Source organism: Brevibacterium sp. LE-L (genome assembly GCF_050214925.1).
In the GTDB taxonomy this organism is placed as follows: Bacteria; Actinomycetota; Actinomycetes; order Actinomycetales; family Brevibacteriaceae; genus Brevibacterium.
Genome location: NZ_CP189759.1, coordinates 3323604 through 3339312, shown reverse-complemented (window position 1 = coordinate 3339312; position 15709 = coordinate 3323604). Strand labels below are relative to the sequence as shown.

The 15709-nt window shown below is 64.3% G+C and carries 14 protein-coding genes; 4 read left to right on the top strand and 10 right to left on the bottom strand.

The genetic code is table 11. The annotated features are described in order from the left end of the window. The first annotated feature begins 450 nt into the window (after positions 1 to 450). A complete protein-coding gene (locus ACQE2J_RS15235; RefSeq protein ID WP_135537234.1) occupies positions 451 to 3003 on the top strand; it encodes an ATP-dependent Clp protease ATP-binding subunit in 2553 nt (850 codons plus the stop codon). 155 nt (positions 3004 to 3158) lie between these two features. Here ACQE2J_RS15235 and ACQE2J_RS15230 read toward each other — a convergent pair whose 3' ends face one another. From ACQE2J_RS15230 to ACQE2J_RS15215, 4 genes are all read right to left on the bottom strand, one after another. After that, on the bottom strand, positions 3159 to 3620 hold the full coding sequence (locus ACQE2J_RS15230) for a DUF3237 domain-containing protein (RefSeq protein WP_135537233.1): 462 nt from the start codon (positions 3618 to 3620) through the stop codon (positions 3159 to 3161). Continuing rightward, positions 3617 to 4015, bottom strand: a complete 399-nt coding sequence (locus tag ACQE2J_RS15225) for an alpha/beta hydrolase family protein (RefSeq protein ID WP_205683262.1) — start codon at positions 4013 to 4015, stop codon at positions 3617 to 3619. The genes ACQE2J_RS15230 and ACQE2J_RS15225 overlap by 4 nt, the downstream gene beginning before the upstream one ends. After that, the gene (locus ACQE2J_RS15220) at positions 3984 to 5864 is read right to left on the bottom strand and encodes a family 1 glycosylhydrolase (protein WP_135537231.1); all 1881 of its coding nucleotides are present in this window, start codon (positions 5862 to 5864) and stop codon (positions 3984 to 3986) included. Before ACQE2J_RS15220 ends, ACQE2J_RS15225 begins: the two co-directional genes overlap by 32 nt. An 87-nt stretch (positions 5865 to 5951) precedes the next feature. Continuing rightward, complete coding sequence (locus ACQE2J_RS15215; RefSeq protein ID WP_135537230.1) at positions 5952 to 7313, bottom strand: MFS transporter; 1362 nt, start codon at positions 7311 to 7313, stop codon at positions 5952 to 5954. A gap of 226 nt (positions 7314 to 7539) precedes the next feature. On the opposite strand from ACQE2J_RS15215, the gene ACQE2J_RS15210 reads away from it, so the two are divergent. After that, the gene (locus ACQE2J_RS15210; protein WP_135537229.1) at positions 7540 to 8178 is read left to right on the top strand and encodes a TetR/AcrR family transcriptional regulator; all 639 of its coding nucleotides are present in this window, start codon (positions 7540 to 7542) and stop codon (positions 8176 to 8178) included. 34 nt (positions 8179 to 8212) lie between these two features. Next, positions 8213 to 8797 (top strand): amino-acid N-acetyltransferase, encoded by a 585-nt coding sequence (locus tag ACQE2J_RS15205; RefSeq protein WP_135537228.1) that lies wholly within the window; start codon positions 8213 to 8215, stop codon positions 8795 to 8797. Between the two features lie 70 nt (positions 8798 to 8867). On the opposite strand, the gene ACQE2J_RS15200 is transcribed toward ACQE2J_RS15205, so the two are convergent. Next, complete coding sequence (locus ACQE2J_RS15200; RefSeq protein ID WP_426936538.1) at positions 8868 to 9899, bottom strand: A/G-specific adenine glycosylase; 1032 nt, start codon at positions 9897 to 9899, stop codon at positions 8868 to 8870. A gap of 141 nt (positions 9900 to 10040) precedes the next feature. On the opposite strand from ACQE2J_RS15200, the gene ACQE2J_RS15195 reads away from it, so the two are divergent. After that, the gene (locus tag ACQE2J_RS15195) at positions 10041 to 10709 is read left to right on the top strand and encodes a hypothetical protein (RefSeq protein ID WP_426936537.1); all 669 of its coding nucleotides are present in this window, start codon (positions 10041 to 10043) and stop codon (positions 10707 to 10709) included. A gap of 79 nt (positions 10710 to 10788) precedes the next feature. On the opposite strand, the gene ACQE2J_RS15190 is transcribed toward ACQE2J_RS15195, so the two are convergent. The 5 genes from ACQE2J_RS15190 to amaB all read right to left on the bottom strand — a co-directional run bounded on the left by ACQE2J_RS15190 (position 10789) and on the right by amaB (position 15693). Next, positions 10789 to 11181 (bottom strand): VOC family protein, encoded by a 393-nt coding sequence (locus ACQE2J_RS15190; protein ID WP_426936536.1) that lies wholly within the window; start codon positions 11179 to 11181, stop codon positions 10789 to 10791. A 57-nt stretch (positions 11182 to 11238) separates the two neighbouring features. Continuing rightward, positions 11239 to 12591: a DNA repair protein RadA gene (gene radA / locus ACQE2J_RS15185; protein ID WP_425120292.1), complete on the bottom strand. Its 1353-nt coding sequence runs from the start codon at positions 12589 to 12591 to the stop codon at positions 11239 to 11241. Between the two features lie 106 nt (positions 12592 to 12697). Then, entirely contained in the window at positions 12698 to 13465 is a 768-nt protein-coding gene (gene map / locus ACQE2J_RS15180) for a type I methionyl aminopeptidase (protein WP_135537224.1), read from the bottom strand. 298 nt (positions 13466 to 13763) lie between these two features. Beyond that, on the bottom strand, positions 13764 to 13988 hold the full coding sequence (locus tag ACQE2J_RS15175; protein ID WP_135537223.1) for a PLD nuclease N-terminal domain-containing protein: 225 nt from the start codon (positions 13986 to 13988) through the stop codon (positions 13764 to 13766). 169 nt (positions 13989 to 14157) lie between these two features. After that, a complete protein-coding gene (amaB, locus tag ACQE2J_RS15170) occupies positions 14158 to 15693 on the bottom strand; it encodes an L-piperidine-6-carboxylate dehydrogenase (protein WP_425120293.1) in 1536 nt (511 codons plus the stop codon). Between the last annotated feature and the right edge of the window lie 16 nt (positions 15694 to 15709).

The following is a 15709-nucleotide window of genomic DNA, read 5'->3' as shown; positions in this document are numbered from 1 at the left end:
AATTCCATCGCTGGCCCCTCAGGTCTTTTCATATTGGACCCGCAAGGGTTTCGCGAATGGAGCGGCAGCGACAATGCGATGAACCGGGAATGTCAGCAGTCACAGACAATTGCCAGGAAATCGCTGCGGCAAAGCGATCCACGCCAAACGAGACGCAAAGGGTTCGTCGAGGTCTGAAGTAAATCAAGGGGCCCTGTGTCAGTGGGCAGCGGTGAGTCAGCTTTCGAGGATCTTCCGCTGCGGAACGGCTGAAAGCGGGCTCGACGGAGGAGGCGAGTGCATTGCGGACGAAGGCGTTCGCGGTGCCTCTGCCGCCGAAGACCGGGGTCGCTGGAACAGTGGCGCGGATTTCGCCCTCAGCCAAACGCTTTCGGCTCATGGCGAAACGTGCAATAGAACCGCGCTCATGGTCGTTAGGCTCAGAAGAATAAGAAACCGAGGAGGATGAATATGTTCGAGCGGTTCACCGACCGAGCACGACGCGTTGTGGTGCTCGCACAGGAAGAAGCAAAACTTCTCAAACACAACTACATCGGCACCGAGCACATTCTGCTCGGCCTCATCCACGAGGGTGAAGGCCTGGCAGCGAAGGCTCTCGAGGGCATGGACATCTCCCTCGAGCAGGTGCGCGACCAGGTCCAGGAGATCATCGGACAGGGACAGCAGGCGCCGAGCGGACACATTCCCTTCACACCGCGTGCGAAGAAGGTTCTTGAGCTCAGCCTCCGCGAGGCTCTCCAGCTCGGCCACAGCTACATCGGCACCGAGCACATTCTGCTCGGCCTCATCCGTGAGGGCGAGGGCGTCGCCGCGCAGGTGCTCGTCAAACTCGGAGCCGATCTCGGTCGGGTCCGTCAGGAAGTCATCAAGCTGCTCTCGGGCTACCAGGGCAAGGAGCCCGTGTCCGCCGGCGGCCGCGAAGAGGGAACCCCCTCGGGATCGCTCGTGCTCGACCAGTTCGGCACGAACCTCACCGCTGCGGCTCGGGAGGCCAAGCTCGACCCGGTCATCGGCCGCCACGAGCAGATGCAGCGCGTGATGCAGATCCTCTCTCGCCGGACCAAGAACAACCCGGTCCTCATCGGCGAACCCGGCGTCGGCAAGACCGCCGTCGTCGAAGGACTCGCACAGGCCATCGTCAACGGCGATGTCCCCGAGATCCTCACCGACAAGCAGCTCTACACGCTGGACCTCGGCTCACTGGTCGCTGGTTCCCGTTACCGCGGTGACTTCGAAGAGCGCCTGAAGAAGGTGCTCAAGGAGATCCGGACTCGCGGCGACATCATCCTCTTCATCGACGAGATCCACACCCTCGTGGGTGCCGGTGCCGCCGAAGGCGCAATCGATGCCGCTTCGATCCTCAAGCCCATGCTGGCGCGCGGAGAGCTGCAGACCATCGGTGCGACCACTCTGGACGAGTACCGCAAGCACATCGAGAAGGATGCCGCGCTCGAACGTCGGTTCCAGCCGATCCAGGTTCCCGAACCCTCGCTGGCCCATTCGATCGAGATCCTCAAGGGACTGCGCGACAAGTACGAGGCACACCACAAGGTCACCGTCACGGATGGTGCCTTGGCCGCGGCCGTGAACATGTCCGATCGCTACGTCAACGACCGGTACCTGCCGGACAAGGCGATCGATCTCATCGACGAAGCCGGTGCGAAGCTGCGCATCTCGCGGCTGTCGGTTCCGCAGGAGGTCCGTGACCTGGAGGAGAAGATCCTCGAGGCCCGCCACCGCAAGGAAGCTGCGATCGACGCTCAGGACTTCGAACTGGCGGCCTCGGAGCGCGACTCCGAGATGAAGCTGGTCAAGGAGAAGGAAGAGCAGACCGAGGCGTGGCGCAAATCCGGTGCCGACACCTCGAAGGTCGTCGACGCCGATCTCATCGCCGAAGTCCTGGCCTCTGCCACGGGCATTCCGATCTTCAAGCTCACCGAGGAGGAGTCCTCGCGTCTGCTGCGGATGGAAGACGAGCTGCACAAGCGCGTCATCGGTCAGAACGATGCGGTCAAGTCGATCTCGCGAGCGATTCGCCGCACCCGTGCCGGTCTCAAGGATCCGAAGCGTCCGTCCGGTTCGTTCATCTTCGCCGGTCCCACCGGCGTCGGTAAGACGGAGCTGGCCAAGGCGCTGTCGGAGTTCCTCTTCGGCGACGAGGATTCGCTCATCAGCCTCGACATGTCGGAGTACTCGGAGAAGCACACCGTTTCGCGTCTGTTCGGTTCGCCTCCGGGATACGTCGGCTACGAAGAGGGCGGTCAGCTCACTGAGAAGGTCCGTCGGAAGCCGTTCTCCGTCGTCCTCTTCGACGAGGTGGAGAAGGCCCACTCGGACATCTTCAACTCGCTGCTGCAGATCCTCGAGGACGGTCGACTCACCGACTCGCAGGGTCGTGAGGTCGACTTCAAGAACACCATCATCATCATGACGACCAACCTCGGTACGCGTGATATCTCGAGCGGACTCCAGCTTGGATTCCAGGTCGAGGGTGACACGAAGACGAACTACGACCGGATGAAGCAGCGGGTCAACGAAGAGCTCAAGCAGCACTTCCGTCCCGAGTTCCTCAACCGTGTCGACGACACGATCGTGTTCCCGCAGCTGAGCAAGGAAGAGATCATCAAGATCGTCGACCTCTTCCTCGAGCGCCTCGATACCCGTCTTGCCGATCAGGGCATGAAGGTTGAGGTCACGGATGCGGCGAAGAACCTGCTCGCCGACCGCGGCTACGATCCGGTCCTGGGAGCCCGACCCCTGCGTCGGACCATCCAGCTCGAGATCGAGGACACTCTGTCGGAGAAGATCCTGTTCAAGGAGATCGGACGGGGCCAGACCATCAAGGTCGATGTCGAAGGGGAAGGAAAGGACGCCGAATTCACCTTCGACGGTGTCGAGACCGAGGGTGCCGTTGCGGGTGAGTCCGATGATTCTGACCCCGAGAACGAGCTTGCCGGCGCCGGATCATCCGGTTCCAACGGTTCGGGAGGATCCAACTCCTGACCGGCGACGGAGCCCCGCTCACCGAGGTGACTGACCATGGTCGCCGTCCTACGGTGAGTCCCGGGCCGAGAAGCTGAAGAGACACAGAGAAGTCCGAAGGGGCGGTTGCAGACCGCTTTCTTCGGACTTCTCTGTGTCTCCGGTGCCGTTCAGCCTCAGGTGAGTCTGTAGGCCGTGTATCTGACTCGAGAACTCTCTCGGATGTAGGACGCCACGAACACCGAATTCTCGAATTCCGAGTGTTGCGCCGACTCGATGGTCAGCGCCGCACGGAAATAGTAGTCGTCGGGGGCAATGTCCTCGCCGTCGAGAAGAGCAGCCAGAACGGCGGGCTCACCGCTGCGGACTCCGCGGGCATGGATGTCGAGCAGGTTCCCGTCATCGAGGCGTGCACTGTAGCGACCGTCGATCTCGATCGATCCGTCCGAGCGCACGACCTGCCAGTCGGCACCGCCGGGAATGATCTCACCCGCGACCGCTCCGCTGATGCTTCCTCCGATCACTGGGATGACCCGGCGATGCCCCGAGCGGGTCATCCCGTGGTCTTCGAGGGGGCCGAGCTCTGCGACCACGTCGAAGGACCTCTCCAATGTGGGAACTGGGGGTCGGAGAATCATCCGATCCGCTCTTCCTGTGGCGCGGCGGTCTTGAGCACCTCACTGAGGAAGGCGGCCCCGCGCCTGATCTGCGGCATCGGATCCGCCCCGAGGAAGACATGATCCGCTCCGGGAACCGTCACGAGTTCGACCTGCGCACCGACGGCCCGCAACGCATCACGAAGCTGTTCGCTCTGTGAAAAGGGGACCAGTGCGTCAGAGTCCCCGTGGACGAGGAGACAGGGCGGAGCGTCCGCACGCACATGGTGAACGGGTGAGACGAGGCGTCGAGCCTCTTGGCGGGGGAAGGGGCTGCCCGCGAGGAGGACATCGATCGGCTCGGCCGCCTCGGCATCACCCTTCTCCCGCAGATCGTCGGCCCATTCAGGCGGCATGGACTCGAGGAACGAGGACATCGGCGACCCCATAGAACACGACCGCGGCGTCGACCGCAGAACTGTGGTCAGTGATGCCCTCACTGCCTTCGAGTTCAGGAGCGTTGGCGAGCGCGAGAAATGCGGCGAGATGACCGCCCGCGGATTCTCCCCACACGCCGAAGGAATTCGCATCGATGCCCAATTCCTCGGCGTAGGCCCGCAGATAGCGCACCGCAGACTTGGCATCGTGGAGTTGCGCGGGGAACGGAGCCTCCCGAGAGTGGCGGTAGTCGATGGTCGCGACGGCGATCCCCGAATCGATGAGGGATTGGAACAGGCTTCCCGCCGGCCAGTACTCCGGGGGAGTGAGACGAGTGCCCAGCAGCCAGGCTCCGCCGTGGATCCAGATGACGCAGGGCACCGGACCGCTGCGCTCGGTCGGTACGAACAGGTCCAGCTGCAGCGGTCGATATCCGTCGGGCATGGAATAGGTGAGTCCCGGCCAGGCGGTCGCTCCGCTCGGATGCTGCGCCTCCGCGGTGCCCGGTGCCAGATAGGTCGGGGGCTGGAACACCTCCGGGTCGAACCCGTGGATGTCGGGCTCGTCGGCGGGGTGTGCTGAAGTCTGTGACAAAGTGTCCTCCTGGTGTGTCTGAGTTCGTGCCTGTTCGACGATACGCGCGTACACCTCAGCGCTCGGTCGGGGGATTCGTTCGAACGTCTCCCGGTCGACGGCGTGAAGGCCGAGGTGCCGCGAATAGCCGAAGATCCATTCGAAGTTGTCCATCAGCGTCCAGTGGCAGTATCCGATGAGCGGAACTCCGGATTCGGCGGCGGCCGAGAGTCCCGCGATCGCCCGGGTGAGGAAGTCACTGCGAAGCTCATCATCGTCGGTGCTGATTCCGTGTTCGGTGACCAATACGGGAACCCCGCTGGCCTCATGGGCGTAGACGACCGCTCCGGCCAGAGAATCCGGTTCCACCGCGCTGCCCATCTCATTGACTCTGCCTTCCGAAGCAGGCGGTTGGAGTCCTTCGGGGCCATAGGTCAGCCGCTCATAGTTCTGGACTCCGATGAAGTCATCGTCGGCCGCCAGTCGCAGCCAATAGTCATAGACCTCGGTGCGTTTGCGGTCGCGGATCTCTTCTCCTCCGGCCAGGGCGACGTCATCGACCACGGCGATCGACAGTCCGACAGGAAGCCCGGGTCGTGCTGCCGCGATGATCTCTTTGGCCACGAGATGCGCCTCGGTCATGCCCTGACGCATCCGAGAGAAGTCTTCGGGGAGCATGACGTTTCCTGTCCGGTAGCGTTCGACCCCGGCCGCTCGGGCGGCTGCTTCGAGCGTGGCTCTTTCGAGTTCGGCGACAACAGGCGGCAGGCTGCTCCAGGTGAGCATCTCGGGCAGATTGGGTTCGTTGAAGGTCACGACCGCCCTCACCCGGTCACCGAGCCGGCCGATGACCGCACGGACGAATCGCGAGAAGAGGGCCGGTGCCTCCGGATCGAGCCACGCCCCGCGCATTGCGAACCAATGCGGGGTGGTGAAGTGGCTGAGAGTGATCAGCGGTGAGAGCCCCCGCGCGAGGCATCCGCTGACGATCGCATCGTAGTGGTCAAGCGCCTCCTCGTCGATCTCGCCCGGGTTCGGTTCGATCCGCGCCCATTCGACGGAGAACCGGAAGGCGTTGAGCCCGAGCCCCTGTGCGAGGTCGAGGTCTGACTCCCACCTGTTCCATGAGTCGCATGCGGGGCCGGAACGCTCCTGGAACACAGTGGGGGTGACCTGCTCGAGGAACGAGGTGTCACTCGTCTCGTCGTGACCTTCGGTCTGGTGGCCGGCGGTGGAGACTCCCCAGAGGAAGTCGGGGGGAAAGGGACTGTTCATGGGCGGATCCTTCTGTGAGGTGGTGTCATCTGTCGGCGGAGGGCGAACGGCAGCCGGAGACGAGCATCCTGGAAGTCGTGCATCGGCCTATCGCACCTGTTTGATGGGAATAATGAACGCGGCTCCGAGCAGACCGGCGATGGCTCCGGTGAGGAAGAGGGCTGAGAAGTTCTGCTCTCCGTCGGCCGCGCCGATGGCCAACAGCAGCGGTGCGATGGCCGGGACGACTGAGGAGGGAAGGGTGCTGGCCAGCCCCATGATGCCCATATCCTTGGCGATGTTCGACTTGTCGGGCAGAATCTCGCTGATGAGGGCGAGATCGACGGCGAAGTAGACGCCCTGCCCGAGGCCGACGACGGCCATGGCGACGAGAAACATCGAATAGTCGGTCGCAATGGTGACGATCGTGAGACCGACGGCGAAGATCAGTGCCGCAGCGATCACGAAGGGTTTGCGTCGTCCGACCCGGTCAGAGATCTTGCCGGCGATCGGCGCGAAGATCAGTGCTGTTCCTGTGAGCATGAGAGTCGAGAGGAAGACCGCTCCTGACACCTCTGCCGGCGAGTATCCGAGTCGAATGATGAGGTAGAACGCCTGGTAGGCCTGCACAGCCGCGACTCCGAAGAAGATCAGCAGGCGGCTCCACCAGGCCCAACCGAACGACGGGTGGGCGAGGGGGTTGACCCAGAAGGTGCCGAGGAGGTCCCGGACCTTCATCGACGGCACTTCGGCCCGGGTGATCGCGCGGTCGGGCAGACGCGCTGCGAGCAGCAGCGCACTGAGCGAACCGATTCCCGCCGGAAGGAGGAACTGAGCGAGCAGCGATCCGGACACCAGCTGGGCGATGAACAGGCCCACCACGGCACCGACGGGCATGGCGAGACCGATGACCGCCGATGCGGGGCCGCGGCGATCGGGCGAATACTGGTCGGCGAGGATCGCTGTGCAGGCGACCGTCACGGCAGTGAATCCGAGCGTGGTGAAAATTCCTGCCAGTGTGAGCGTGACTGTGTTCGCCGCTGCGTAGCTGAGTGGAGCGCCGATGAGGAACAGGATCGCTCCGAGCAGCAGCAGGGGTCGACGACGACCGCCGCGCCAGGTGATCCGGTCGCTCACCCGGCCGAATGCCGGTGCGGCCACGAGTCCGAAGGCGGCGCTGATGGCGACGACCGTCGACAGAATCGTGGTCGCGTTCTCCGGGTCGAGTGCATTGGCCTTGAGCGAGAGGGTGAGGACTGCGGGCACGAGCTGGGCCATGCCTCCCGCAATGGCAGCCATGCCGAGGAAGAAGAGGAACCCGCGTCGTGGATTCTGCCATTCGCCGTCGATCGTGGAGGCGGGCGGCCCCTGAAGGGCGGTCTCGTCGGCTGTTCCGGTTGCTCCGTGCGTTCCGGGTGTCTCGTCGGAGGTGGGTGGTTCAGATGAACTGGATGAATCGATCGTTGTCATTTCCGCTTCCTTGCGTTGTCCCGACCGCTGTGGTCGGTGAGTGTGGATGATTCTGAGCCTGCTGTGGTGCAGATCGTGTGACACGGGGATGCGAGGTTCGGTCGAGTAGTGAATAGCTTACATGTAAGGTTTTCAGATTCAAGAGGGAAATCCTCCATGGCGGCGGGGGTCTATGGTGCGGTCGCTGTGTTTGCAATAGCCTGGGGGCTTCAGTAGCCTCACATTCGTGGAGCTGAGCGCGCGGGGATCATATGCAGTCGGGCGCAGACGGCGTGATCGAATCGTCGACGTCGCCACGGCCAAGTTCACCGAGGGCGGCTATTCGCGCACATCCTTGGCCGAGATCGCCCGAGAAGTGGGACTGACGACGCCGGGACTGACTCATCATTTCCCGACCAAGCAGCACCTGCTGCTGGCGGTCGCTGATCGACGACTCAACATCGCGACAGCGCTCGTCGAGTCCTCTCCGCCGGATGTCGACGGCCTGGGCCCGCTGCGGCTGATGCTGCGCATCTCGAAGCGCCTCGCCGAGGAGCCGGCCTTGGCTGAACTCTTCGTCCTCGTATCCGCTGAGGCCGCCGATCCGAACGGTCCCGCACATCCGCTGTTCGTCGAGCACTACACCAAGGTGGTCGAGGAGCTTGCAGGACTGCTGCGCGCCGGGGCCGACAACGGTTTCCTCCGCACCGACATCGACTATGTCGACGTCGCCAGAGAGTGCATCGCGGTCGCCGACGGGGTCCAACTCCAGTGGGTCATCACCCGCGGCGAAGTCGACCTCGTCGGCATCATCCGCAGGCATCTGGAGCGCGTCGGTGAGAGCATTACGGTCTCCGCCGAACCCGTCTGTCTGGAAGAGCAGTGATCGGCCACCGCCTCTCATGGTGTTGAATGGGCCTATGAGCTCAGCCGCAGAGGATTTCGACCACCGCCAGGTCTCTCGGAACCATCATCACACACACGAACTGCCCGGTGGTCTCTTCCTGCGCAGGGCCAGGACGAGCGACGTCAAGGGCATCGAAGCTCTGGTGGCGCCCCTGGCCGGCGAACGGATCCTGCTCGGCAAGGACACGGTGACCTATTTCGAGTCGCTGCAGGAGTTCTGGCTCGTCGTCGACCCGCAGCCCGACGGCTCGGAAGTGCTCGCCGGGTGCGGTGCGCTGCACATCATCTGGTCCGACCTCGCCGAAGCGCGCACCGTCGCGACCTCACCGGACTACCGGGGCAGGGGAGTGGGCAAGGCGATCATCCGTCAGCTGCTCGCCGACGCCCGTGAGATCGGTGTCGACCGCGTGTTCTGCCTGACCTTCGAAACCGGATTCTTCGGTTCTCTCGGCTTCGAACCGATCAAGGGCATCCCGGTCTCTCCCGAGGTCTACATCGAACTTCTGCACTCCACCGACGAAGGTGTGGCGGAGTTCCTCGACCTGGCCCGAGTCAAACCCAACACCTTGGGCAATTCGCGTATGATCAAATACCTCTGACGATCTCTCGGCTCAGCCCCGCTCCAGGTTCTTCTGCCCATTCGCACTGAGCGACTCCCGTTGAGCGTCGTCAGTGTCCCGGCAGGGCCAGCCTGCCCTCGTCCTCCTGCGCCAGACCATCGGAGACGAGGTCGCAGACGAGACGGGTGATCCTCTGCGCATCGGTGCTGAGCTCGCGGACCCGGGCCACTGCCGCCGCGGTCGGCTCGTCAAGCGAAGAGACGAGATCGGGGTCGAGCACCGCCACTGAGGTGGTGAGGAGGTCGAGGCTGACACCGGCGGGTTCGCCTCCCGCGGAGTGCGCGGTCTTGAGCACATCCATGATCGCCCCGCGCAGCTGTCGGTCCGTGCCCGCCCACTTCTGGACCTTCGGCTTCGTCGCCGAGGCGGGTCTGCCGAGTCGGTACCAGGTGCACACGTCCTGCAGCGGGCAGGTGGGGCATCCGGGGCTGCGGGCCGTGCAGACAAGGGCGCCGAATTCCATCACTCCGGCGTTCCATGCCACGTGGTCTCTCTCGGGTACGAAACCGGCGGCCCATTCGGTTTCGCGGCGGCCCGGTGACGTCGTGGGACGCTCCCGTCCGGCGAAGACGCGGATGAGGACCCGGCGCACATTCGTGTCCAGCACCGTCGTCCGCTGGCCGTGGGCGAACGAGGCGACGGCGGCGGCGGTATAGGAGCCGATGCCGGGCAGGCTCAGCAGCTCTTCGGCGGTTCCTGGCACCTCGTTGTCCAACTCTTCGGCGATGACGCGGGCCGCCTCCTGCAGGCGCAGGGCACGGCGCGGGTAGCCGAGACGATCCCAGCGGTGGAGCACTTCGGCGGTGGGTGCGACTGCGAGGTCAGCCGGAGTCGGCCAGGTCTCCATCCATGCCTGCCACCGCGGTTCGACTCGGGACACCGGAGTCTGCTGAGACATGATCTCGCTGACGAGGACGGCCCAGGCGCTGGTGTTCGGGTCTCGCCACGGCAGCTCGCGCGCCTCTGCGGAGAACCAGGAGGTGATCGTGTCCTGCACACGGGAGACCAGCGGCTCGGCGACCTCGGGGAAGGCCGTTGCCGACCCGGAGGGATTCGTTTCGGGGCTGACTCGGTGTGTCATTTGGATGCTCATTCGCTTCGGCCTAGGCTCAAAGCGATGACTCCTTCCAATCGTGGTTCGCAGCCGAACAGAGCTGCCGGACAGCCCCGCCAGTCTAGCGGGAAGCTGCCTGCTCACGTGTACCGCAGACGCCGTATCACCTTGAGCGTCCTGACCATCATCGTCCTCGTGCTGCTGGTGGTGGGCATCGTCGGCATCGTCAAAGCCCTCGGCAGCGGCAGCTCGGACGAAGACGAGACCACGGCCGAACCGGAGCAGACGAGCGAGCAGAGCACCGCAGCACCCGTGCCGGATGAGAAGGCCGCGAGCGGCAAATGCCCCGACGACAAAGTCTCGCTGACAGCGAAGGTCGACCCGAAGTCGGTCAAAGACGGTCAGGAACCCGAGTTCGGCATGGTCATCGGCAACAGCCACACCGCGACCTGCCTCATCGAGGTCGGCACCAAGCAGCAGGAGTTCGTCGTCGAGAAGGACGGCGATGTGGTCTGGTCATCGAAGTACTGCGCGGCATCGAAGGATGAGAATGCCGAGGTCTCGACCGAATTCGCTCCGCAGTCGGAGAAGACGGCGAAACTGAAGTGGACTCGGGTCAAGGTCGATAAGAACTGCAACCGGGCGAAGGATGACTTCGCATCCGGCGAGTACGACCTCATCGTCAAGCTCGACGACAAAGAGAGCAAGCCGACGAGCTTCGAGCTTGAGAAGAGCGACGCGGAGAAGGCCGAAGAGAAGAAGGCCGCGGACGAGAAGAAGAAGGCCGAAGAGACGAAGAAATCCGAGGAAGAGAAGTCCGAGGAACCGCAGGACTGAACCACGCGGCGCAGGATTGAGCCCGCCCGACCGAGCCCACTCGGCAGAGCATCAGGGGTGACTCCTCGGGGTGTGTCGCTCAGGTTCCGCGGTAGGAGCCCACACCCCAGGAATTGCCGTCATGGTCGCGGAAGTCGAATTCCCGACCGCCGTAGGACTGTGTCGCCACCGGTCTGACGATCGCATGCCCCATATCGACGATCTCCTGGTAGAGACGATCGACTTCGCGTTCCGTGTCGACGACGACGTAGATCGAGCTGCCGCCGACGGCGTCGAGTGCCGAACCGTCATTGCGGACGGAGCCGATCATGATCCCGCCGGTCTCGCCGAGTGCGTATTCGGCGTGGTCGACGAGTTCGGGGTCCTGCTCATTGCGGACCATCAGACGCTCAGTGAACCCGAGCGTGACCAGCAGTGCGATCGTGGCCGCCGCATCCGTGGTTCTCAGTGCCGGAAAAACTGTTGTGGTCATGACTCAAGGATGCTCTAAAACCGTCCGAAAGTCCCGAACTTTCTCTTCCCCGAGTTCTCATCCGCCGTTGAGCAGCAGGACCTGTACCGCCTCGGCGATGTGTTCGCATTCCCTGACTGTCATAGTGTCCGGTGTCGACACATTGCGCATGGCCTCCTTGGCCACGATGGCATGAGTGATGCCCAGACGTCTGGCCTCGTTGAGCCGCTGTCCGAGGTTGGGGACATTGCGGATCTCCCCGGACAGACTGATTTCGCCGATGCCGACGAACTTCTTCGCCAGCGGTCTGCCCGTGACCGCCGATGCCAGGGACAGGCAGATGGCCAAGTCGCTGGCCGGTTCGGACAGCTTCGCCCCGCCGACCGTGGCGGCGAACACGTCGTTCTTGGCCAATTGGACGCCGGGGATGTTCTGGCTGAGCACGGCCAGCATCATCGCCACTCGGGAGGAGTCGACTCCCGAGACCGACCGGCGTGACTGGCCGCCGGCGGATTCGGTGATCAGCGACTGCACTTCGACGAGCAGGGGGCGCTTGCCCTCCTGGGTCACCGTCAGGCAGGTGCCCGGCGGGTTGTTTCCGCTGCGGGAGAGGAAGAGTCCCGAGGGGTCTTCGAGGCTGTGGATGCCGTTCTCAGCCATATCGAAGCAGCCCACGTCGTCGGTGGGTCCGAAACGGTTCTTCACCGCCCGCAGCATACGCAGGCGAGAGTGCTTCTCTCCCTCGAAGGTGCATACGACATCGACGAGGTGTTCGAGGAGCCGGGGTCCGGCGATTGTGCCGTCCTTCGTGATGTGGCCGACGAGGACCGTGGGCAGGGACCGGGCCTTCGCTTCCCGGATGAGTGCGGCCGCGACCTCCCGGACCTGGGTGACACCACCGGGGACGCCTTCGACCTCGGAGGAGGCCAGAGTCTGGATGGAATCGACGATGAGCAGTTCGGGTTCCTCGGCCTCGATCATGCCCAGTACCGACCCGAGGTCGGTCTCCGCGGCAAGCAGGAGCGAGTCTGCCAGGGCGTTGATCCTCTCGGCCCGGAGCCGAACCTGGCCGGCCGATTCCTCACCCGTGACGTAGAGGACTTTGGCACCGAACATCGCGGCTTTCGCCGCGACATCGAGCAGCAGCGTCGATTTGCCGACGCCCGGCTCGCCGGAGAGCAGGACGACGGCACCGGGGACGATTCCGCCGCCGAGCACTCGGTCGAGCTCGGAGACATACGTCTCCTTCGCCTGCGCCAGCGTCGAGTCGATCTGGTTGATCGGTTTCGCCCCACTGGACTTCTTGACCTTGGTCTTCACCTTCGAAGTCTTCGCGCCCCTCTCCTCGAGGGTGCCCCAGGCCTGGCACTCGGGGCAGCGTCCGAGCCATTTGACCGTCGAATAGCCGCATTCGGCACACGTGAAAGACATACCGCAATTCTGGCACGAGACCATGACACGAGAATCTGCGGACGATGAAGGGGCGCCCGACGATCTCATCGTCGGACGCCCCGTTGACAGAAGTGCGGCGGCCGGGTCAGTCGAGCGCGGTGAGGACCCGTGGACCATCCTCGGTGATGGCGATCGTGTTCTCCGAATGCGCGCCGTGGGAACCGTCGGCAAGGCGCAGGGTCCAGCCGTCCTTGTCCACGGTGAGCTTCTTCGAAGTGAAGGACCACCACGGTTCGATCGCCAGCGTCAGTCCGGGTTTGAGGACGAGACCGCGACCGCCTTTGCCGCGATTGGGCACGTGCGGATCCTCGTGCATCGTGCGGCCGAGTCCGTGGCCGCCGAAGTCGAGGTTGACGGGGATGCGCTGGGCATCGGCGACATCGCCGATCGCCTTCGAGATGTCGCCGAGGCGGTTGCCGGCCTGGGCGGCACCGATGCCGGCTTCGAGGCCGGCCCACGTCGAATCGATGAGCTTCTGGTCCTCTTCGCTGCCGTTTCCGACGACGACGGACCGGGCGGCATCGGCGACCCAGCCGTCGATGGACACCGCGAAGTCGAGGGTGAGGAGATCGCCGTCCTTCATCACATAATCGTGGGGCTTGCCGTGGAGGACGCCGTCGTTGACCGACAGGCAGATGACGTTCCTGAAGGGGCCCTCACCGAATGAGGGTGCGTAGTCCCAGTAGCAGGAGACCGCCCCGGCGTCCTCGATGAGCTTCCGCGCGCGCTTCTCCAAGTGCATGATGTTCATGCCGGGCTCCGCGGTCGAAGACAATTCGGCCAATGTCTGCGCGACGAATCGGCCGGTGACCGCCATTTTGTCGATCTCGGCGGGTGTCTTCAGCTCAATCACGGGTGTTCTCCTTCAACGATGCGCAGGGGGTTCGTGTCGATTTTAGTCCTCGGCGGTCCCGAAGTCGCGGCCGCACGCGCATCTGTGGGCAAGGAGACAGCCGCAGGAAGAGAACCCGGCCCGCCGTGGGCGTGCTGGCGCTGCGGACTCTTCACCCCGCCGCGACCGGCGTCAGGTAACGCGAATCTCGAAAGAGTCGTCGCCGGCGACGCGTTTTTCGAGATTCGCGTTACCTGAGAGAAGTGACGCGCTAACTCTTCGGCTCGTGCGGCTGATCGCGATGCGCACTCACGGCCCTTCAGCTGAGGCCGCCGTTCTCCTTCTGCGGTCGCGCGACGAACCAGCAGATCGGCCCGACGACGGGCAGCAGCAGGACGATGATCGCCCAGACGAGTCTCACTCGGGCGTCGAGCCCCGATCGGGCGATGCTCACCATTGCCCAGATGAGCAGAACGACGAGCAGCAGGACGACGCCGGACCAGATCACATCATAGGCAGCTGGTAGCAGCGGATTCTCACTCACGTCATCAGGAAACCTTGTCCTGTTGTGGGCGTCCGGTTCGCTCAGTCAATGCGAAGCTCGAAAAGGTCATCACTGGCGACGACTTTTTCGAGTTTCGCGTGACCTGAAGGCGATTGCGCGTCACAGGGCCGCTGCCCGTTCGAGGTCAGCCGGACCGAGTGCCCGCTCGTCAGAGGAACTCCACTCCTTGGGCCAGGGGCAGCTCGCCCGAGTAGTTGATCGTATTCGTCGCCTGTCGCATATAGGCCTTCCATGAATCGCTGCCGGATTCGCGGCCGCCGCCGGTCTCCTTCTCTCCGCCGAAGGCTCCGCCGATCTCCGCACCCGAAGTGCCGATATTGACATTGGCGATGCCGCAGTCCGACCGAGAGAAGAATCTCTCCGATTCGGCCAGTTCGGAGGTGAAGATCGCCGAGGACAGGCCCTGCGGGACCCCGTTGTGGATCTCGATCGCCTCGTCGAGATCCGAATAGGTCACGACATAGAGGATCGGTGCGAAGGTCTCTGACTCCATCACCGCTGTCTGTGCGGGCATCCGCACCACCGCCGGTTCGACATAGTGGGCATCGGGCCGTTCCTCGGCGAGCACCCGTGCTCCGCCGCAGAGCACCTCGCCGCCTTCGGCCGTGGCCTGTTCGAGGGCGGCCTGCATGGCATCGAAGGAGCCTGCGTTGATGAGGGGGCCGACGAGCACACCGTCATCGGTCGGTGAGCCGATGCTCAACGTCCGATACGCCGAGACGATCTTGTCGACGAACTCATCGGCGATGGATTCGTGGACGATGAGCCGGCGCAGGGTCGTGCAGCGCTGCCCGGCGGTGCCGGCGGCGGCGAAGACGACACCGCGCAGAGCCAGTTCGATATCGGCGCTCGGCGCGACGATGGCGGCATTGTTGCCGCCGAGCTCGAGCAGGATCCGCCCGAAGCGCTCGGCCACGACGGGCCCGACCTCACGACCCATGCGCACCGATCCCGTGGCCGAGACCAGAGCCACCCGTTCGTCACGCACCATCGCATCACCGATGTCCCTGCCTCCGACGAGGACCGGGACGAGCCCTTCTGGTGCCCCCACCTCGGCGGCGGCCCGCGCCAGCAGAGACTGTGCGCCCAAGGCCGCGAGCACGGCATTCTCCGAGGGCTTCCACACCACGGAGTCCCCGGCCACCAGGGCCAGGGCAGTGTTCCAGGAGTACACGGCCACAGGGAAGTTGAACGCGGAGATGACGCCGACGACGCCGAGCGGGTGCCAGGTCTCCATGAGCCGGTGTCCGGGTCGTTCGCTGGGCATGGTCTTGCCCCACAGCTGTCGGGACTGGCCGAGCGCGAACTCGCAGATGTCGATCATCTCCTGCACCTCGCCGGCTGCCTCCGAGGGGGTTTTTCCGGCCTCGACGGTGATGATCTTCGCGAGATCCTCCTTGTGCTGACTCAGCAGCTGGCCCCACCTCTGGACGAGCTGTCCGCGCACGGGCGCCGGCACGTCACGCCAGGAGGCGAAGGCCTCGGCGGCGGCACCGATCTTCCCTGCCGCCGTCTCCGGGGTGTCGGCGGCGAGGGTGCCGAGCCTCTGGCCGGTGATGGGGGAGCGGGCGGGCAGATGCGCCGAGGCGACCGACCCTTCGAGTACGGATCGGTCGACGCCGCAGGCGCTGAGTCCGGCGGTGAGAAGGTCGGAGATGGTCTGGTCGGTGGGCAGTGCGGTCATTGCTGTCCTTTCGGTG